At 52.7% G+C, this 20,265-nt stretch carries 17 protein-coding genes; 12 read left to right on the top strand and 5 right to left on the bottom strand.

Features of this window, described 5'->3' with window-relative positions; translation table 11 throughout:
* Positions 1-62: 62 nt before the first annotated feature.
* A complete protein-coding gene (rpsT, locus tag ABT56_RS14885; RefSeq protein WP_047879683.1) occupies positions 63-323 on the bottom strand; it encodes a 30S ribosomal protein S20 in 261 nt (86 codons plus the stop codon).
* A gap of 207 nt (positions 324-530) precedes the next feature.
* Here rpsT and murJ point away from each other — a divergent pair, with 207 nt between their 5' ends.
* From murJ to carB, 9 genes are all read left to right on the top strand, one after another.
* Positions 531-2,090 (top strand): murein biosynthesis integral membrane protein MurJ, encoded by a 1,560-nt coding sequence (murJ, locus tag ABT56_RS14890; protein ID WP_047879684.1) that lies wholly within the window; start codon positions 531-533, stop codon positions 2,088-2,090.
* Positions 2,091-2,250: 160 nt separating this feature from the next.
* Positions 2,251-3,222 (top strand): bifunctional riboflavin kinase/FAD synthetase, encoded by a 972-nt coding sequence (ribF, locus tag ABT56_RS14895; RefSeq protein ID WP_047879685.1) that lies wholly within the window; start codon positions 2,251-2,253, stop codon positions 3,220-3,222.
* Entirely contained in the window at positions 3,219-6,065 is a 2,847-nt protein-coding gene (ileS, locus tag ABT56_RS14900; RefSeq protein WP_047879686.1) for an isoleucine--tRNA ligase, read from the top strand. Before ribF ends, ileS begins: the two co-directional genes overlap by 4 nt.
* A complete protein-coding gene (gene lspA / locus ABT56_RS14905; RefSeq protein ID WP_047879687.1) occupies positions 6,065-6,595 on the top strand; it encodes a signal peptidase II in 531 nt (176 codons plus the stop codon). The genes ileS and lspA overlap by 1 nt, the downstream gene beginning before the upstream one ends.
* 113 nt (positions 6,596-6,708) lie before the next feature.
* Entirely contained in the window at positions 6,709-7,143 is a 435-nt protein-coding gene (gene fkpB / locus ABT56_RS14910; RefSeq protein ID WP_047879688.1) for an FKBP-type peptidyl-prolyl cis-trans isomerase, read from the top strand.
* 11 nt (positions 7,144-7,154) lie between these two features.
* Entirely contained in the window at positions 7,155-8,096 is a 942-nt protein-coding gene (ispH, locus tag ABT56_RS14915) for a 4-hydroxy-3-methylbut-2-enyl diphosphate reductase (protein WP_047879689.1), read from the top strand.
* Between the two features lie 110 nt (positions 8,097-8,206).
* Positions 8,207-9,016, top strand: a complete 810-nt coding sequence (dapB, locus tag ABT56_RS14920) for a 4-hydroxy-tetrahydrodipicolinate reductase (RefSeq protein ID WP_047879690.1) — start codon at positions 8,207-8,209, stop codon at positions 9,014-9,016.
* A 608-nt stretch (positions 9,017-9,624) separates the two neighbouring features.
* A complete protein-coding gene (gene carA / locus ABT56_RS14925) occupies positions 9,625-10,764 on the top strand; it encodes a glutamine-hydrolyzing carbamoyl-phosphate synthase small subunit (protein ID WP_047879765.1) in 1,140 nt (379 codons plus the stop codon).
* Positions 10,765-10,780: 16 nt separating this feature from the next.
* Positions 10,781-14,005, top strand: a complete 3,225-nt coding sequence (carB, locus tag ABT56_RS14930) for a carbamoyl-phosphate synthase large subunit (protein ID WP_047879691.1) — start codon at positions 10,781-10,783, stop codon at positions 14,003-14,005.
* Positions 14,006-14,211: 206 nt separating this feature from the next.
* On the opposite strand, the gene ABT56_RS23995 is transcribed toward carB, so the two are convergent.
* Positions 14,212-14,406: a hypothetical protein gene (locus ABT56_RS23995; protein WP_157037867.1), complete on the bottom strand. Its 195-nt coding sequence runs from the start codon at positions 14,404-14,406 to the stop codon at positions 14,212-14,214.
* A gap of 148 nt (positions 14,407-14,554) precedes the next feature.
* Here ABT56_RS23995 and ABT56_RS14940 point away from each other — a divergent pair, with 148 nt between their 5' ends.
* The gene (locus tag ABT56_RS14940; RefSeq protein ID WP_047879693.1) at positions 14,555-15,412 is read left to right on the top strand and encodes a magnesium transporter; all 858 of its coding nucleotides are present in this window, start codon (positions 14,555-14,557) and stop codon (positions 15,410-15,412) included.
* Between the two features lie 77 nt (positions 15,413-15,489).
* Here ABT56_RS14940 and dacB read toward each other — a convergent pair whose 3' ends face one another.
* Entirely contained in the window at positions 15,490-16,893 is a 1,404-nt protein-coding gene (gene dacB, locus ABT56_RS14945) for a serine-type D-Ala-D-Ala carboxypeptidase (RefSeq protein ID WP_047879694.1), read from the bottom strand.
* A gap of 120 nt (positions 16,894-17,013) precedes the next feature.
* On the bottom strand, positions 17,014-18,048 hold the full coding sequence (locus ABT56_RS14950) for a porin (RefSeq protein ID WP_047879695.1): 1,035 nt from the start codon (positions 18,046-18,048) through the stop codon (positions 17,014-17,016).
* A 529-nt stretch (positions 18,049-18,577) separates the two neighbouring features.
* Between ABT56_RS14950 and greA the strand changes: the two genes are divergently transcribed.
* A complete protein-coding gene (gene greA, locus ABT56_RS14955; RefSeq protein WP_047879696.1) occupies positions 18,578-19,051 on the top strand; it encodes a transcription elongation factor GreA in 474 nt (157 codons plus the stop codon).
* Between the two features lie 115 nt (positions 19,052-19,166).
* On the opposite strand, the gene yhbY is transcribed toward greA, so the two are convergent.
* The gene (yhbY, locus tag ABT56_RS14960) at positions 19,167-19,463 is read right to left on the bottom strand and encodes a ribosome assembly RNA-binding protein YhbY (RefSeq protein ID WP_047879697.1); all 297 of its coding nucleotides are present in this window, start codon (positions 19,461-19,463) and stop codon (positions 19,167-19,169) included.
* Between the two features lie 137 nt (positions 19,464-19,600).
* Between yhbY and rlmE the strand changes: the two genes are divergently transcribed.
* The gene (gene rlmE, locus ABT56_RS14965) at positions 19,601-20,230 is read left to right on the top strand and encodes a 23S rRNA (uridine(2552)-2'-O)-methyltransferase RlmE (protein ID WP_047879698.1); all 630 of its coding nucleotides are present in this window, start codon (positions 19,601-19,603) and stop codon (positions 20,228-20,230) included.
* The last annotated feature ends 35 nt before the right edge of the window (positions 20,231-20,265 follow it).

Below are 20,265 nucleotides of genomic sequence, written 5' to 3' on the forward strand. Positions count from 1 at the left end.
GTTGTTGCAGGTATAAAAAAACCGGCTGGCGCCGGTTTTTTTTAATAAATCAAAAACTCAAATTAAAGAGCTTTGATTTTAGCAGCTAGACGAGCTTTGTGACGTGCAGCTTTGTTCTTGTGAACCAGGCCTTTAGAAGCCATGCGGTCCATAACAGGTTGCATTTCAGCGAAAGCTTGAGTAGCAGCTTCTTTGTTGCCAGCTTCAATAGCAGCAATAACTTTCTTGAAGAAAGTACGCATCATAGAGCGACGGCTAGCATTGTGCTTACGACGTTTCTCTGAAGTGATAGCGCGCTTCTTAGCAGATTTGATGTTTGCCAAGGGTATAACTCCAAAACTTGGTACGGTGACAATTTAAGGCCGAGGACTATGCCTGTTAGACCGAAGAATGTCAAATGATTTGTGCAAATAACCGCCTAACCAATTGAATTGGCACTGGCGGATTATCACGGTTAATATGGCGGCAGATTTTACCAGCATTTGAACTCAGAAGTCACCTTCTGAGACCATCTTTATGAGGTTTTTTTTGTGAGCAAGCGTCTATTGCGTTCCGGACTGATAGTCAGCACCATGACATTGGTCTCTCGGGTGCTAGGTTTGGTGCGGGATGTGGTGGTGGCAAACCTGATGGGAGCGGGGGCAGCAGCCGACGTTTTCTTCTTCGCCAACAAGATCCCAAACTTTCTGCGCCGTCTGTTTGCCGAGGGGGCATTCTCTCAAGCATTTGTCCCGGTGTTGACCGAGTACCATGCTGCAGGCGATATGGACAAGACCCGCCAGCTGATTGCCAGAGCTTCGGGTACCCTTGGGGTGATCGTCACCGTGGTGACCCTGTTCGGGGTGCTGGGTTCCGGTGCAGTTACCGCATTGTTCGGCTTTGGCTGGTTCCTCGACTGGCTCAATGACGGGCCGTCGGCGGAAAAATTCGAGCTGGCGAGTCTGTTGCTCAAGATTACCTTCCCGTATTTGTGGTTCATTACTTTTGTTGCTTTGTCCGGGGCCATCCTCAATACCTTGGGTAAGTTTGCGATCTCCTCGTTTACCCCGGTTTTCCTCAATGTGGCGATCATCGGCTGTGCGGCCTTTGTCTCCCCGCATTTGGCCCAGCCGGAAATAGGATTGGCTATCGGGGTGTTCCTTGGCGGCTTTATCCAATTTATGTTCCAGATACCGTTTCTGTATAAAGAGGGGCTGCTGGTCAAGCCGCAGTGGGGATGGAGCGATCCCGGCGTGGTGAAGATCCGCAAGTTGATGCTGCCGGCTTTGTTCGGTGTCTCGGTGAGCCAGATCAACCTGCTGCTTGATACCTTTATTGCCAGTTTCCTGATGACCGGCTCGATCAGCTGGCTTTATTACTCGGATCGTCTGCTGGAGTTCCCGCTCGGCCTGTTCGGCATTGCCATTGCTACCGTGATCTTGCCTGCACTGTCGCGCAAGCACGTGGACAAGTCTGCGGAGCAATTTGCCCAGACCATGGACTGGGGCGTGCGTATGGTGCTGCTGCTGGGTATCCCGGCCATGTTGGGGATGATCGTGCTGGCCAAGCCGATGCTGATGGTATTGTTCATGCGTGGCGAGTTTGGCGTCCATGATGTCAATCAGGCATCGATGTCGCTGTGGGCGTTGTCAGCTGGCCTGCTCAACTTCATGCTGATCAAGGTACTGGCACCGGGTTACTACGCCCGTCAGGATACCAAGACCCCAGTGAAGATCGGGATCATCGCGATGGTCAGCAATATGGCATTTAACGCCATGCTGGCCCCGTTTTTCGGTTATGTGGGTCTTGCGATGGCCACGGCGTTGTCGGCGCTGGTTAATGCCGGTCTGCTATACCGCGGCCTGCACCGCGGCAACGTGTACCGAGTCAGCCGTGAAACCGGTTTTTTCGTCTTGCGTCTTGCGTTTGCTGGCGCGGCGATGGTCGGGATGCTTTTGTGGCTGTCGCCGGCAATGGCGCAGTGGATCGACTGGTCGTTGGTTCACCGTGCTGGTTGGCTGGCGGCTCTTATCGGTGTGGGCGTCGTTTCTTATGTCGCCGTGGTGCTGCTGCTGGGCGTTCGTCCGCGCCACCTGCGAGCGGCGGGTTGATCCTCCCGGGGCGATACTCGGGGTTTGGACGGCGCGGGCAGTTGACCCGCGCTGATAAAATACCCGCAAAAACAGCCTGAATATGATTGAAATTGGTATGATGGCTGGAGAGTAGTATATAATCCGGCAGTTTTTCACATTGCGAAAATGAATTTGGCGCATGGAATTGATCCGAGGAATACATAATATCCAACCCAAGCATCACGGTTGTGTGCTGACGATTGGGAATTTTGATGGGGTTCACCTAGGCCACCAGGCCGTGCTGCGCAAGGTAATTGCCACCGCGCAGTCGCTGGGATTGCCGTCGACGGTGATGAGCTTCGAGCCTCAGCCTCAGGAACTGTTTGCAGGGGATAATGCCCCGGCGCGCCTGAGCCGCTTCCGCGACAAATACCTGCAATTGCGGGAAGTTGGTCTGGAGCGTTTTTTCTGTGTGAATTTTAACCACCGTTTTGCTAACTTATCAGCGGAAGATTTTGTCCGCCGCTTGTTGGTTGAGCAATTGGGTGTTAAGTTTCTGGTTGTTGGCGACGATTTTCGCTTCGGTAAAGGCCGCAGCGGAGATTTTGCATACCTGCAAGCAGCCAGCAAGAAATACGGCTTCACTGTCGTCAGCACGCAGAGTTTCTGCGTGTCGGAGCAACGTGTCAGCAGTACCGCCATCCGCCAAGCCTTGGCGAACGATGATTTGGAGCTGGCTGAGTCCATGCTAGGGCGTCCATTCAGTATCAGTGGGCGCGTCTCTCATGGGCGGAAATTGGGACGGACTATCGGTTTTCCAACCGCCAATGTCCCGCTCAAGCGCCGGGTCTCCCCGGTGTCCGGCGTTTATGCCGTCGACGTTTACGGTGTCGCAGCCACGCCGCTTCCCGGTGTGGCAAATGTTGGCCGACGGCCAACGGTCAATGGGGTTCGCCGTCAGTTGGAGGTGCACCTATTTGATTTTCAGTCTTCGCTTTACGGAGCGCAGATTGACGTCGTGCTGCGGCACAAGCTGCGCGACGAGGTAAAGTTTGAATCATTTGATGCCTTGAAAGCACAAATTGAGCGTGATGCCCATTCAGCCCGGGTGTGGCTGTCTGAGCGTAGTAATGTCCAACTTCGTCCAAGTAACGGAATCGAGAATCAATGAGCGACTACAAAGATACCCTGAACCTGCCTGAAACAGGGTTTCCGATGCGAGGCAACCTAGCTCAGCGTGAGCCTGCAATGCTTAAGCGTTGGTATGATGAAGACCTTTACGGTGAGATCCGTAAAGCCAAGAAGGGTAAGAAATCCTTCGTACTACACGATGGCCCTCCATACGCCAACGGCGATATTCACATTGGTCACGCGCTAAACAAGATTCTTAAAGACATTATTATTAAGTCCAAGACTCTGTCTGGTTTTGATGCCCCGTACGTTCCAGGTTGGGACTGCCACGGTCTGCCAATCGAACTGATGGTGGAAAAGAAAGTCGGCAAGCCAGGCCACAAGGTGACAGCCGCTGAGTTCCGCGAGAAGTGCCGTGAATACGCTGCTGGTCAAGTTGAAGGCCAAAAAGAGAGCTTCATTCGTCTGGGTGTACTGGGTGAGTGGGACAAGCCGTACCGCACGATGGACTTCGATACCGAAGCCAACATCATTCGCGCGCTGGGCAAGATCGCCGATCAGGGCCACCTGCTAAAAGGCTTCAAGCCTGTTCACTGGTGTACTGACTGTGGTTCTGCACTGGCTGAAGCAGAAGTGGAATACAAAGACAAAGTATCCCCGTCTATCGACGTACGCTTCAAGGCGGCTGACGAAGCTGCATTGCTGGCTAAATTTGCCATGACCGAAGGCCACGAAGGCCAGGGTGACGTGTCTATCGTTATCTGGACCACAACGCCTTGGACACTGCCTGCCAACCGTGCGGTATGTCTGCGTGACGATCTAGAATACGTTCTTATCCAAGTTGAAGCTTCTCCTGAAAACGGACAACAGCCTGAGCGTATCATCGTTGCCGCTGAGCTGGCCAAAGACGTGATGGACCGTGCCGGTATCGAGCACTTCCACAACCTTGGCTTCGCCAAAGGTGCCGATCTTGAACTGATGCAATTCCAGCACCCGTTCTACGATTTCACCGTTCCTGCGATCCTAGGCGATCACGTAACGACGGATTCGGGTACTGGTGTCGTACACACTGCACCTGGCCACGGTCAGGAAGACTTTGCGGTTGGTCAGAAATACAACCTAGAAGTGGCTAACCCAGTCGGCTCTAACGGCGTATACCTACCTGACACGGAGCTATTTGCCGGTCAGCACGTATTCAAAGCCAACGACGCGGTAGTCGAGACACTGAAAGAACACGGTGCCCTGCTGCACCACCACGCTTACGAGCACAGCTACCCACACTGCTGGCGCCACAAGACGCCAATCATCTTCCGCGCGACCCCTCAGTGGTTCGTGTCGATGGATCAGGCGGGTCTGCGTGCCAAGGCACTTTCTGAAATCAAGGGCGTTCAGTGGATGCCTGAGTGGGGCCAGAGCCGTATCGAAGGTATGGTTGAAGGCCGTCCAGAATGGTGTATCTCCCGTCAGCGTACCTGGGGTGTGCCAATTGCCCTGTTCGTCCACAAAGAGACGCAGGAACTGCACCCTAACTCAGCCGAGCTGATCGAGAAAGTCGCCAAGCTGGTTGAAGAAAAAGGTATTCAGGCGTGGTGGGATCTGGAAATTGCCGACATCATGGGCGAAGCCGATGCCGCGAACTACGAGAAAGTGCTAGATACACTGGACGTATGGTTCGATTCAGGCGTGACCCACTTCTCTGTGGTTGATAGCCGCGAAGAGTTCAACGGCGCAAGCGCTGATCTTTACCTAGAAGGTTCTGACCAGCACCGCGGTTGGTTCCAGTCATCGCTGATCTCATCGGTTGCGATGAAGGGCGTGGCTCCATACAAGCAAGTATTGACTCACGGCTTCGTGGTTGACGGCCAGGGCCGCAAGATGTCGAAATCTATCGGCAACGTAGTGGCACCGAAAGACGTAACCAACAAGCTGGGTGCGGACATCTTGCGCCTGTGGGTTGCATCGACTGACTACACCGGTGAAGTTGCGGTTTCTGATGAAATCCTTAAGCGCTCTGCCGATGCATACCGTCGTATCCGTAACACAGCGCGTTTCTTCCTGGCTAACATCAGCGGTTTCAACCCAGAAACTGACTGTGTACCGGCAGAAGAAATGGTGGCACTGGATCGCTGGGCGGTTGGCCGTGCAATGGCTGCGCAGGAAGAGATCATCCAAGCTTACAACGACTACAACCTGCACGCGGTAACCCAGCGTCTGATGCAGTTCTGTTCAGTTGAGATGGGCTCGTTCTACCTTGACGTGATCAAGGACCGTCAGTACACAGCGAAGCGCGGCGGCCATGCTCAGCGCAGCTGTCAGACAGCTCTGTACTACATCGTAGAAGCACTGGTTCGCTGGATGGCGCCGATCATGTCGTTCACTGCAGATGAAATCTGGAACGAAATGCCAGGTCAGCGCGACAAGTTCGTATTTACCGGCGAGTGGTTCGATGGCCTGTTCGGTCTGGCCGAAGGTGAAGCACTGAACAACGAATTCTGGGCTGAAATCCAGAAAGTGCGTGGTGGCGTTAACAAGTTGCTTGAAGCGGCGCGTAACGAGAAAACCATCGGTGGTGCACTACAGGCAGAGATCACGCTGTACGCCAACGAAGCATTGGCTGCCAAGCTGAATATGCTGGAAGATGAGCTACGCTTTGTATTGTTGACCTCAAAAGCCGAAGTGGTTGTTGCTGAAGCCCAGCCTGAAGGTGCGCACAGCACTGACGTTGAAGGTCTGTACGTTGCAGTTAAAGCCTCTGATGCCAAGAAGTGTGACCGTTGCTGGCACCATGTTGCCGATGTTGGCACGATTGCGGGTCATGAAGAAATCTGTGGCCGTTGTGCAAGCAACATCGACGGCGAAGGTGAAGAGCGTAAGTTTGCCTAATGAGTAAGTTATCGCCTGAAAATGGGCTACCGCTTAAACAATCAGGAGTCCGCTGGCTTTGGCTGGCGGTACTGGTGTTCATCGTAGATATTGCCAGTAAGTTTCTGGTTATGAATACGATGGAATACGGTTGGCCAAACCGAATCGAAATCCTGCCATTTTTCAATTTGCTGTATGTCCACAATTACGGGGCAGCCTTTAGCTTTTTGAGTGATGCGGGCGGTTGGCAGCGTTGGCTGTTTACGGCGATTGCTCTCGGGGTATGTGGTCTGCTGACCTTCTGGATGCGCCGCCTGCCGGCGACCAGCAAGTTGGCCAATATTTCATACGCGCTGATCATTGGCGGTGCGCTGGGCAACTTGTTTGACCGGCTGTACCACGGCTTCGTGGTCGACTTTCTTGATTTCTATATCGGAAAGAACCATTGGCCGGCGTTCAATATTGCCGACATGGCGATTTGTATCGGTGCCGGACTGATCATACTTGAGGGCTTCTTGTCCGATCGCGACAAGCAAACCGTGAAGCATTGATCGGCCTATTGCCGAGACCGCATACCTGATAACCCTAAGCGCTGTCCGTTGATACGGGCGGCGCTTTGTTGTTAAATGGCAGTAACAAAACCCAGTATAAAAAGGATCCCTACATGCCGGTGATAACGGAAAACAGTGAAGTTCTCATGCATTTTGCCATTAAGCTGGAAGATGGCACCGTGGCTGATTCTACCCAGACCGCGGGTAAGCCGGCAAAATTCCGGATGGGAGACGGTAGCCTGACAGCTAATTTCGAACAATGCCTGCTGGGTTTGTCCTGTGGCCAGAAGTCGGCTTTCGAGCTGGCTCCCGAGGATGCCTTTGGTTTGCCTAACCCTGACAATATCCATCATCTAGACCGGGCTAAGTTCGGTGCCGATGTGCCCGCTGAAGTCGGAACCATTATTGCCTTTGCTGGACCCGATGGTCAGGATATTCCCGGGATCATTACCGATGTACTGGGGGACTCCGTGACGGTAGACTTTAATCACCCCCTTGCCGGGCAGCGTGTGACTTTTGAAGTTGAAGTCGTTGCCATTGAAAACTAAGAGCTGTAGCAATGAAAATCTTACTCGCTAACCCGCGTGGTTTCTGTGCCGGTGTCGACCGTGCGATCAGTATTGTTGAGCGTGCGCTGGAGCTGTACCAGCCGCCGATTTATGTTCGCCATGAAGTGGTTCACAACCGTTTTGTGGTTGAGGGGCTGAAGCAGCGCGGTGCGATCTTCGTCGAAGAGCTTTGCGAAGTGCCTGATGATAGTATCGTCATCTTTTCGGCCCACGGGGTATCTCAAACTGTACGTAGTGAAGCCAAAGCCCGTAAGCTGACGGTGTTTGACGCGACCTGTCCGCTGGTGACTAAGGTGCATATGGAAGTTGCCCGTGCAAGTCGCCGTGATATGGAAGTGGTTCTGATTGGCCATGCCGGGCACCCGGAGGTGGAAGGCACTATGGGGCAGTATGCCAGCGAGGCGGGCGGCATGTATTTGGTCGAGAAGCCAAGTGATGTGGCCACGTTGCCAGTGAAAGATCCGGCCAACCTGCACTATGTCAGCCAGACGACCTTGTCGGTGGACGAAACGGCAGATGTGATCACCATGCTGCGCGAGGTGTTTCCTGAGATCCAGGGGCCGCGCAAGGATGATATCTGCTATGCCACCCAGAACCGTCAGGATGCGGTGCGCGAAATGGCCGCCGAGGTCGATGTGATGATAGTGGTCGGCTCGAAAAACTCATCCAACTCCAACCGCCTGCGTGAACTGGCGAACAAGCTGGGTACGCCGGGCTACCTGACCGATGCCCCGGAGGATCTGGAAGCTGCATGGTTCGATGGCAAGGCCAAGATCGGCGTGACTGCCGGCGCATCGGCTCCCGAGGAGCTGGTTAACCAAATCATCGAGCGAATCCAGTCACTGACCGGTGCCGAAGTCGAGGAGTTGACCGGCCGCGAGGAAAATATGTTCTTCGAAGTACCGCGTGAGTTGCAGGTGAAGAATCTCTGATTCGCAGAATGAATTTCCAACCCCGGCAATGGCCGGGGTTTTTTTATTTATCCCAACAGGCTACATTGGTCGGGTATTGATTTAGAAAGTTAACCAAGGGAGAAAACGCAATGGTGAGAATTGCGATTGCTGGTGCTGCAGGACGCATGGGCCGCCAGCTATTGAAGGCCACACATGTTTCAGAGCAGGCAACATTGGGGGCTGCGACCGAGCGTCCGGAGTCCACGCTGGTTGGTGCCGATGCCGGCGAGTTGGCGGGTGTGGGCCCATTGTCTGTGGCGATCGTTGACGACCTTGCCAAGGCGATTGATGACTTTGATGTGTTGATCGACTTTACCGCGCCGGCTGCCACCTTGTCTAACCTTGAGGTTTGTCGCCAGCACGGCAAGAAAATTGTCATTGGTACAACCGGATTTACCGAGCAAGAGCGTGCGGTAATTGATGCGGCAGCGGAAACGATGCAGATAGTAATGGCGCCAAACTACAGTGTGGGTGTCAACTTGGTGTTCAAGCTGCTTGAAAAGGCGGCCAAGGTAATGGGCGATTACTGCGATATCGAAATTATCGAGGCTCACCACCGTCATAAGGTCGATGCGCCGTCTGGCACGGCAATCGGTATGGGTGAGGCCATTGCCGGAGCGATGGGCAACAAGTTGAGCGATGTTGCGGTTTATGCCCGTGAGGGGATCACCGGGGAGCGCAGCCGTGACGAGATCGGGTTTGCTACGATTCGGGCTGGCGACATCGTCGGTGAGCACACAGCCATGTTTGCCGATATTGGCGAGCGGGTCGAAATTACCCACAAGGCTACCGACCGGATGACGTTTGCCAACGGGGCTGTCAGGGCGGCGGTGTGGCTCAATGACAAGCCTGCCGGGTTCTATACCATGCACGATGTGCTTGGGCTCGACGAGTTATAATTTGGAAAAACCGGCCGAATGGCCGGTTTTTTTATGCCTTGAAGCCTCGAAAATGTATTTGGCGAGTATGCTTGTCATAATTTGTTGCAGTATTCTTCGCTGGAATAGGGGGTGTTCAACGTCAATGCTTAATGCGTACCCTTTGCATAAAACATTATTTTTCACATGGATTTTCTGGGGCTTGGTTTACTGGTATTGATAGTACATAAAATCACCGTTAAGGGGTGGTGTTTTGCTGTGTTTTATCACTATTGGTTTTTAGATTGGCAAAATGTCATGATAAGTTGTGAATTTAATGGCTTTTTGATGAGGAAGTTTGTTTGTGATTGATTATCCAGTTTAGGCAAACGATTAAATTTTCTTGTTCAGCTAAACCTTGCTTTTTGCAGGGTGTTTGCTGTTGTTTTTGGTGTCTTTGTGGTGTTTTGGTGTGTTATTGCCTGTAAATAAAATTAATTTTACGTGATTTCTTGACAGGTAAAGCATGCGTCTCTAGAATGCGCGCAATTTGTCAAAAATATGCTTGACTAGGTTTTTGACATTGTATGGAATGGGTAAGTGCAAGTTTATCTGTTTTGATTGCATTATTATTATACTTGGAGGTTGTCTTGAGCAAATCAGCGCTGTTAGTCCTGGAAGATGGGACAGTGTTCCGCGGCGTGTCCATTGGGGCAGATGGGTCGGCCGTTGGTGAAGTTGTTTTCAATACCTCGATGACGGGGTATCAAGAAATTCTCACCGATCCCTCGTACTCCCAACAGATTGTCACTCTTACTTATCCCCATATTGGCAACACCGGCACCAATGCCGAAGACGAAGAATCCTCCTCAATCCATGCCCAAGGCTTGGTAATCCGCGACCTCCCCCTCATTGCTTCTAACTTCCGTAATCAACAATCCCTTTCCGATTACCTCAAATCCCAGAATATCGTCGGCATCGCTGACATCGATACCCGCAAGCTCACGCGTCTGCTGCGTGAAAAAGGTGCCCAGAACGGCTGCATCATGGCGGGCGATAATCTGGATGAGGCGCTGGCGCTGGACAAGGCGAAAGACTTCCCGGGTTTGAAAGGGATGGATCTGGCAAAAGAAGTGACCACGGCCGAGCAATACCAGTGGAAACAGGGATCATGGACGCTGGAAGGCGGCCTGCCAGAAGCTCTGGATGACAGCGAACTGCCATACCATGTCGTGGCCTATGATTTCGGTGCCAAGCGCAATATCCTGCGCATGTTGGTTGACCGCGGCTGCCGTCTGACAGTAGTTCCAGCCCAGACGTCTGCCGAGGATGTACTGGCGCTTAATCCGGACGGTATCTTCCTATCAAATGGTCCTGGTGATCCGGAACCATGTACCTATGCCATTGAAGCTACCAAGGTATTTTTGGATAAGGGCCTACCGATTTTCGGTATCTGCCTTGGCCACCAAATCTTGGCGTTGGCCTCAGGTGCTCAGACCGTCAAAATGAAGTTTGGTCACCACGGTGCCAACCATCCGGTAAAAGACCTCGAGCGCGGCGTTGTGATGATCACCTCCCAGAACCACGGCTTTGCCGCTGATGAAGGCACGTTGCCTGAAAACCTGCGCGCAACCCACAAGTCGTTGTTTGACGGCTCGCTGCAGGGAATCCATCGTACCGACAAACCGGCCTTCAGCTTCCAGGGACACCCTGAAGCTAGCCCGGGCCCGCACGATGCCGCCCCGCTATTTGATCACTTTATCGAACTAATTAAAAAGCACAGCGCCTAAGCCGGAGTAGTAAGCAATGCCAAAACGTACTGACATCAAAAGTATTCTAATTTTGGGTGCAGGCCCGATCGTTATCGGCCAGGCGTGTGAGTTTGACTACTCGGGCGCACAGGCGTGTAAGGCCCTGCGTGAAGAGGGTTACCGCGTTATTCTGGTTAACTCCAACCCTGCTACCATCATGACCGACCCGGAGATGGCCGACGCGACCTACATCGAGCCGATTCATTGGGAAGTGGTACGCAAGATCATTGAAAAAGAACGTCCGGATGCGGTTCTGCCGACCATGGGTGGCCAGACGGCACTGAACTGCGCATTAGATCTGGAGCGTCACGGCGTACTGGCTGAGTTCGGTGTTGAGATGATCGGCGCGACGGCCGATGCCATTGATAAAGCCGAGGACCGTTCGCGTTTTGACAAGGCAATGAAGTCTATTGGCCTGGCGTGTCCGCGTGCCGATACCGCCAAAACGATGGAAGAGGCGTACCAAGTCCTCGATATGGTCGGCTTCCCATGTATTATCCGCCCATCGTTCACAATGGGTGGCACCGGTGGCGGTATTGCCTACAACAAAGAAGAATTCGAGGAAATCTGCCGTCGAGGCTTGGATCTGTCGCCAACCAACGAGCTGCTTATCGACGAATCGTTGATCGGCTGGAAAGAATACGAGATGGAAGTGGTTCGTGATAAGAACGACAACTGCATCATCGTGTGTGCGATTGAAAACTTCGACCCGATGGGTATCCATACCGGCGACTCTATCACCGTCGCCCCTGCCCAGACACTGACCGACAAAGAATACCAGTTGATGCGCAACGCCTCGTTGGCGGTGCTGCGCGAGATCGGTGTGGAGACGGGCGGCTCGAACGTACAGTTCGGTATCAACCCGAAAGATGGCCGCATGGTAATCATCGAGATGAACCCGCGCGTATCCCGCTCTTCGGCACTAGCCTCAAAAGCGACTGGCTTCCCGATTGCCAAAGTGGCGGCGAAACTGGCGGTGGGCTTTACCCTTGATGAGCTGATGAACGACATCACTGGCGGCGCAACGCCAGCATCGTTCGAGCCGACCATCGACTACGTCGTCACCAAGATCCCTCGCTTCAACTTCGAGAAGTTTGCTGGTGCCAATGACCGTCTGACGACCCAGATGAAGTCAGTGGGCGAGGTGATGGCGATTGGCCGTAACCAGCAGGAATCACTGCAAAAAGCTCTGCGCGGTCTGGAAGTTGGTGTGAATGGCTTCGACGAGATGGTTGACTTGGATGCGCCGGATGCGCTGACCAAGATCCGCCATGAGCTTAAAGACGCGGGTGCTGAGCGTATCTGGTATATCGCTGATGCCTTCCGTGCCGGTATGTCTGTGGATGGCGTGTTCAAGCTGACCAATATCGACCGCTGGTTCCTGGTGCAGATTGAAGAGCTGGTCAAGCTTGAAAACGATGTGAGAGAAGGGGGCTTCGCAGGCCTGAATGCCGATGTACTGCGCAAGCTAAAGCGCAAGGGCTTTGCCGATGCGCGCCTGGCCAAACTGCTTGGTGTGGCAGAAAGCGAGATCCGCCGTCTGCGCGACCAGTTCGATATTCACCCGGTCTACAAGCGCGTTGATACCTGTGCGGCAGAGTTTTCATCAGATACGGCATACATGTACTCGTCTTACGATGAGGAGTGTGAAGCGAACCCAACCGACAAAGACAAGATCATGGTATTGGGCGGTGGCCCGAACCGTATCGGTCAGGGTATCGAGTTCGACTACTGCTGTGTGCATGCCTCGCTGGCATTGCGCGAAGACGGCTACGAGACCATCATGGTCAACTGTAACCCGGAAACTGTATCGACAGATTACGATACCTCTGATCGCCTGTACTTCGAGCCGGTCACGCTGGAAGACGTACTGTCTATCGTTCGTGTCGAGAAGCCGAAGGGCGTGATTGTCCAGTACGGTGGCCAGACGCCGCTGAAACTTGCCCGCGCCCTTGAAGCGGCCGGTGTGCCGATTATCGGTACCAGCCCGGATGCTATCGACCGTGCCGAAGACCGCGAACGTTTCCAAGCTGCCGTTGAGCGCCTTGGCCTCAAGCAGCCGGAGAACGCCACGGTGACAGCGATTGAGCAGGCCGTAGATAAAGCCCGTGACATCGGTTACCCATTGGTGGTTCGCCCGTCTTACGTGTTGGGCGGCCGCGCGATGGAAATCGTCTACGACGAGCAGGATTTGCGCCGTTACTTCAACGAGGCGGTCAGCGTCTCGAACGAGTCCCCGGTACTGCTTGACCGTTTCCTTGATGACGCGACCGAAGTGGACGTCGATGCAATTTGTGACGGCGAACGCGTGGTTATTGGCGGTATCATGGAGCACATCGAGCAGGCGGGTGTTCACTCGGGTGACTCGGCGTGCTCGCTGCCGGCTTACACTCTGAGTCAGTCTATCCAAGACGAAATGCGCCAGCAGGTCGAGAAACTGGCCTTCGAGCTGGGTGTGCGCGGCTTGATGAATACCCAGTTTGCGGTCAAGGACGGCGAGGTCTACCTGATTGAGGTGAACCCGCGCGCAGCGCGTACGGTACCGTTTGTCTCCAAGGCCATCGGTGCGCCGCTGGCGAAGATTGCGGCCCGTGTCATGGTTGGCCAGACGCTGGAACAACAAGGCTTTACCCAGGAAATTATCCCGCCGTACTACTCGGTGAAAGAAGTGGTGCTGCCGTTCAATAAGTTCCCGGGTGTAGACCCGCTGCTTGGCCCTGAAATGCGCTCGACCGGTGAGGTTATGGGTGTGGGTGACACTTTCGCCGAGGCGTTTGCCAAGGCCGAATTGGGTTGCGGCAAGATCAAACAGGCCAAGGGACGCGCACTGCTGTCTGTGCGAGGCAACGACAAGCAGCGCGTGGTCGACTTGGCATCGAAACTGATCAAGCTGGGCTACGAACTGGATGCGACCCACGGTACCGCGGTTGTGCTGGGCGAAGCGGGTATTAACCCTCGCTTGGTCAACAAGGTCCATGAAGGCCGTCCGCATATCCTCGACCGTATCAAGAACAACGAGTATACCTATATTGTCAACACGGCTGAAGGTCGTCAGGCAATTGAAGACTCGAAGGTACTGCGCCGTGGAGCATTGGCAGAGAAGGTGAACTACACCACGACGCTCAATGCCGCCTTCGCAACGTGCATGGCATGGACTGCGGATGACCGCAACAAGGTCACCTCGGTACAAGAGCTGCATGCTCGCTTGAACAACGCGTAGTCGTTGCCAGTGGCATAACAGAAACGGCCTGCAAGTATGCAGGCCGTTTTTTTACCTGTGAGTAAATGGCTGTGAGTAAACGGCTCCCGTATCAGAATGTGAGGGGCGTAATATTTTGTTCCATCTTGGCACTGCTTTGCCTTGCGCTGCTATCTGAAGCGCGTACAATTGGCCGCGTCGCATAAGCGATAACTTTTCTGGAGACATTAATGAACGATACCGACCATCCCCCGAGTATGAAGGTGGAAAATCAACCCCGCTAACGGTATCGGTCGTTTTTCTTCCGAACCGTACGAGGTTCGGATTAGTTTGTCCCCCCCTGTTCCCGCGCTGCAATGCCGCGTGGATATAGCATTCTTGACATGCTCTTCCTTGGTTTTCCTACCATTTTTTCTCAACATGGGTGTTACCTGCTTCACTGAGTGACAGGCTGTGTGCTGCCGTGCATTTGCGGCGGGCGGAGCACATTCGTGACGCATTCCGGTGCCATCCTGGTGGTCGTTACCCATGCTTGCTTGATCGCAGGCATTGCCAATCGGGAGATTCGCCATGGCGGTAATGAACTATGCAGCAGCTGCTGCAATGACAAAGAATGAAACATTGGCCAAGAATGACATCCTGGCCGCAAGAAACGCGTTTTTGAAATACGATTTGGCCGAACAGGCTGCGCTACTGGTCAAGATGCCGCTGTCGGAGGCGATTGCGATCCTGCATGAAATTCCGTTGCGCCATGTCCAGACCTTGCTTGATCGCTTGGATGAAATGGACGAGGAGGTGTGCATGCGCCATCTCGCCAACGGGCTGGGCTTGATCTGCTCGGAAGCAGAGCCGGCGGGGCACTATTTGAAAAACAGTGTCTTTAGCCATGTGCGTGAGCGCATCGGCTGGATTGTCGGTCTTGCCCTGCTCGGCATCGTTTCGGGGCTGATTATCTCGCACTACGAAGACACCCTGAGCCAATTGGTGTTGCTGGCTATTTACATGCCGGTGATCGCGGCGGCGGGTGGTAACACCGGTTCGCAGGCGGCTACCTTGGTGGTTAGGGCACTGGCAATGGAGGAGATCCACTGCCGGGACTGGGCCAAGGTACTGTGGAAGGAGTTCCGGGTTGCACTGATCATGGCAGCGGTCTTGGCAACCGTGATTGTCGGACGGGTGATGCTGTTCAGTGATAGCACCGTTTTGCCGGTGGGGATGGCGTTGTCTGACATCGCGTTTGCGATCGGTATCGCGATATCGCTGCAGGTGGTGCTGTCGACGGCGGTCGGCGGGGTTTTGCCGCTGATTGCCCGGGCCTGCAAGCTCGACCCGGCAGTACTGGTCAGCCCGGTACTGGCCTCGGTGGTCGATATCTCCGGGATGATCATTTACTTCAAGACGGTCAATACCTTGCTCGGGCTCTCCTAGTTGTAGCCAAGCAAACAAACGGCCAGTCGCGGTTTCGCGGCTGGCCGTTTTGCGTTATGGGAAGACGTGACTCGCAGTTAGTAGTTACTATACAGCTGGCGGTAGAGATCCTGCTCGAAACTCTCGATGGCAGGTGCGCTTTTCGGGGCATCGTCTGATGTTGCCAGCGGGTGGTAGTTGGTCACCATCTGGACGAACAGCAACTCGCGGCCCGAGCTCGTTGTTATACGGCCAGCCAAATTGTAAGTGCCGTACAGTGAACCGCTTTTTGCGTGAATTTTCCCCTTGAGTGGCTGGTGGCGGATACTCTGGCGGTAGAGTAGGGTGCCGCTCTGGCCACTGACCGGGAACGTCTTGCTAAGGGCAAGCGTCTTGTCATGGCGATAGAGGTAAGTGAGGACGGCCATCATTTGTTCGGCGGTCAGGCGGTTGTTGCGAGACAGGCCTGATCCGTCAGCCAGTACGGCATGGGCGAGGTCAATGCCGGTCTTGTTCTTGATAATGGCCTTTATGGCTTCGGTCCCGTTGGCGAATGTACCGGGTTGCTCGAAGTAACGCTGGCCCAAGGTTTTGGCCAAGTTGTCGGCAATCAGGTTGTCGGACTCTTTCACCATGGTATCGAGCAGTTTACTGAGCGGTGCAGAGCGGTGGGTCGCAATGATCTTGCCGTTCGCATTGTCGTCGCGGCGGACATTGCCGCTAAAGCGAATGTTGCGGCGCTTGAGCTCCTGCTTGATCACCGCAGCGATGTACTGCTCGGTGTCTTGTACGGCGAAATTGAGCGGCAGGGGCTGTTTGCGCTGGGCAAGGCAGCCGCCCAGCTGGTATTGGTTGCCCGGGCCTGTGGTCAGCTCGAGATCGCAGTGGCGTGTTTTTTGTTCTTCTTTGCTGACAATAATCGCATTGGTTGAGACGGCGATCGGCTGGTGGGCCGGAATATGGACACGGGTTAGCTCGCCGGTTGCTTTGTTGCTGTATAGCGCGCCCTGTACACAGTTGTGATCCAGGCTCATGCTGCTTGCCGGGGCACTGTAGCAGACACCGAGAATATCCCACGGCCAGCCGGGAGCCTGCTCATGGCCGGAGAACTGGCTGCCATTGAGCAGAATATCGCCTTTTATCCCCTGTTTTTTGAGTTTCCCCAACAGTGCAGAGAGCTGCTCTCGGCTGAGGGTAGGATCCCCGCCAAAGCGGATCACGATGTCATCGCCTTGCTTTTCTAGGGTGGTGGCAAAGCGAAATTCAGGGCCTAGATAGAGCCTTGCAGCAAGTGCGGTGATCATCTTCTGGGTACTGGCAGGGGGCTGGAGTTTGTTCTGCCTTTGTTGGTAGAGGGTCTCGCCGCTGTTGGCGTCGGTGACCAGCAGCGCGACGTCATGGCCGTCAGGCAGTAGGCTGTAGTCGGGGTGGATAGATAGCGGTTGGCTATACGCTGCCGTGGCAAGCATGGCACAGCAGGCAATGAAGAGGTTACGCAGCATATCGGGTTACCGGTGGAGGATAATGCCGCTAAGTGTATATGAAAGTGATAATGGGATAAAACAACGCCGGCTCAAAGGCCGGCGCTGTCAGGCAGTGTGAGACGCTAATCGAAAAAGTGATTAGAAGTCGTAGCGTGCACCTAGTACGAATTCGTCAGATGCAGCTGCTTTGCCCACTTTGTCGCTGTCTAGCATGTTGAACTTGTAAGACGCGTAAGTACGGAAGTTGCTGTTGAAGTAATGTGTTGCATCAATCGCGATAGCGTCGTTCAGGTCAACATTGTTAGAGCGATCTTCGCGGTAGTTGTATGTTGAAGTGAACACTGTCTTGTCCCAAGTGTACGCTGCTGCTAGTTCGTAGCCGCGCTGCTTGTCAGAGTTCGCTACTGTGTGGCGAGCATCTTGGTATAGACCTGCTACATAGAAATCACCGTAGGTGTATGAGATCGCACCGAAAGCTTGTTTCTGTGCATCTTCGTCACCTACGATTTTCTGTTCGCCGTAACCTGCACCGAATGATAGACCCATGTCCATGGTGTAGATTGTACCTACTGAGTAACCATCGTCGTAATCAGTGGTTGATTCAGTAACGATACCGCCTAGGCCAGTAGAAGTTGTAGTATCAGAGTTGCCTTCGAAAACGTAGTTCGCTTTGAAAGTCAGGTTGTTGCCGCCTAGGTCGAATGAACCGGTGTAAGCAAGGTTGTTACCAGTACGGTCGCCTGCAGCAATCTTGTTACCCGCTTCGTTACCGTGGTAAGCCATGATATCAGTGAAGTCGGTTAGCATGCCCAGAGAGCCGTCTGCCTTACCGTAAACAACTTGGCCGTAAGTACCGCCCATACCTGCAAACATGTAACGGTTGTCTAGGTTACCGTCGCTGTTTGACGTACCTTCGTTGGTGTATTCGCCTTCCCAGAAACCAATACCGTATAGTGAGTCAGTGATATCTGTCTTACCTGCTACGTTGATACGTACACGAGTCTTGTCAGTAACTTTAGTGCTACCTTCGTCGTTATCAGCAACAACACCACGAGCTTCAAAACGACCGCCAACAGCCAGGCTAGATGTTTCGTCTGAGTAAACTTCCGCAGCATTAGCTAGAGAAGAGATAGAGGCCGCTGCTACTGCTAGAGCAATCAGTTTCTTGTTCATTGTCGAATCCTTTTGGAATTTTTTTGATGTATGCATGTCTGTGCTAAATGCATGGTGTTCTTTTTACTGGTTTCTGATGGCCGAGAGTTAGTAAAAAGATCTTAAAAATCGCCATTAGGAATATAAATTTGGATGAGTAACTTTATTTAGATCAATTAAAACAGTGCCTTATCGGCATGAGTAAAAGTTCATTGTTAGAGTGTGTTTTTTGTTTTTTTTTGCTTTTGTTTAGCTATTTTGTGGTGATTAAAATTGTCACAAGTTACTGATTTGTGAGGTTAGGCACATTATTTGTAGTGTCTTTGTGCCAATGGAATAATTTTAATTTGTTGAGTTGTGACCGAGAAGGAGCAAGAAGTGGCGGCATTCTCGGTAAAGGTAAGAATGCTGGGTGATCTCTTGGCTATCTTTGTTTAGAATGAAATTGTTTTCGATTAACTAACCGTTCGCCAGTTCGGCAATAATGCCGGGCCGGCTTCGTTTTGCCTTTTATAGCTGTGGCTATACAGGCGTAGAGGTAAATATAAGCATGGATAAGATTCCAATGACAGTGCGCGGCGAGAAGCTGCTGCGTGAAGCACTGGAAGTATTGATGAAACGTCGTCCGCTGATTTCTCAGGCCATTGCCGAAGCTCGTGAGCTAGGCGACCTAAAAGAAAACGCGGAATACCACGCTGCACGTGAAGAGCAGGGTATTTGTGAAGCTCAGATCCGTGATATCGAATACAAGTTGTCGATGTCGCAGGTGATCGATGTCACCAAGATGCAAAACACTGGTAAGGTGATTTTCGGTACGACGGTAACCTTGATTGACGTGGATACGGATGAGGAAGTGACTTACCAAATCGTGGGTGATGATGAAGCAGACATCAAAGCCGGTCGTATTTCGGTGAACTCTCCGATTGCTCGTGGTTTGATCGGCAAGATGCAGGACGACGAAGTGTCAATCACTACACCGGGTGGCAAGCGTGAGTTTGAAATCTCGGAAGTGGCTTACATCTAGTGGTGAAATTGTTTGTAGTTGTAACTAACTATTAGCAGTGATGACAGATTAAGCCCCTGATGTGGCCGTAATGGTCACATCAAGGCAATAAAAAAGGCCGCAATGGCGGCCTTTTTTATTTGCGTGGAAGCTCGATTTTGCGATCTTCGCTCTGGCGGTAAAGCACCAGTGTGTTACCGATAACCTGAACTTTTTCTGCTTTGGTCTCGCGAACAACTGCGTCAACGATCAAAGCTTTGGTTTCGCGCTCTTCTGCAGCAACTTTAACCTTGATAAGCTCATGGTGATCCAGTGCAATCTCAATTTCGGCAAGCACAGCTTCGGTGAAGCCATTTGCGCCCATTAGGACAACTGGTTTCAGGCTATGGGCAAGACCTTTTAGGTATTGCTTTTGTTTGGTGCTTAGATTCATGTCGACTCTATATCAATTTAGGGTTGAAAACCGCGTATTCTAACGCCATATAGCCTAGAAGACTAATTTGTTTAGTATACGCCAATTGTGGTGTTGCTGAGTATACTTGATAAGTACCCAAACTCATTAGGTAAATCATGAGTAAGAAAAAGCACTCGGGAAGTTCTGGCCGTTGGCTGAAAGAGCATTTTGATGACAAATATGTTCTAGAGGCTCAAAAAAAGGGCTACCGCTCACGCGCCATTTTTAAAATTGAAGAGATCCAGCAGAAAGATAAACTGCTAAAACCAGGTATGACCGTTGTTGACCTCGGTGCTGCACCGGGCGGCTGGTCACAATACGCGGCAGAAGTTGTTGGTGATGACGGGCAGGTAATCGCCTGTGACATTCTGCCAATGGATTCCCTACCAGGGGTTAGCTTCCTACAGGGGGATTTCCGAGAGGAAGCAGTTTTGGATGCACTGCTTGAACGCATCCAGCCGGACATGGTTGACGTGGTATTGTCTGACATGGCGCCGAATATGAGCGGCAACATGGCTTCAGATCAGCCTAGAGCTATGTATCTTGTTGAACTAGCATTAGATATGTGTAGACAAGTACTTGCGCCCAACGGCAGCTTTGCGGTAAAAGTTTTCCAAGGTGAAGGCTTTGACCAATATCTTGCTGAAGTGCGTAGTATGTTTAAAGTGGTCAAAATTCGTAAACCGGATTCATCACGAGATCGCTCTCGTGAGGTATATATTGTAGCTACAGGTTACAAACTGTAGTACCCTAAATTCATCTATTTAGTTATCGCGAGGTT

Source organism: Photobacterium aquae (genome assembly GCF_001029445.1).
GTDB lineage: Bacteria > Pseudomonadota > Gammaproteobacteria > Enterobacterales > Vibrionaceae > Photobacterium > Photobacterium aquae.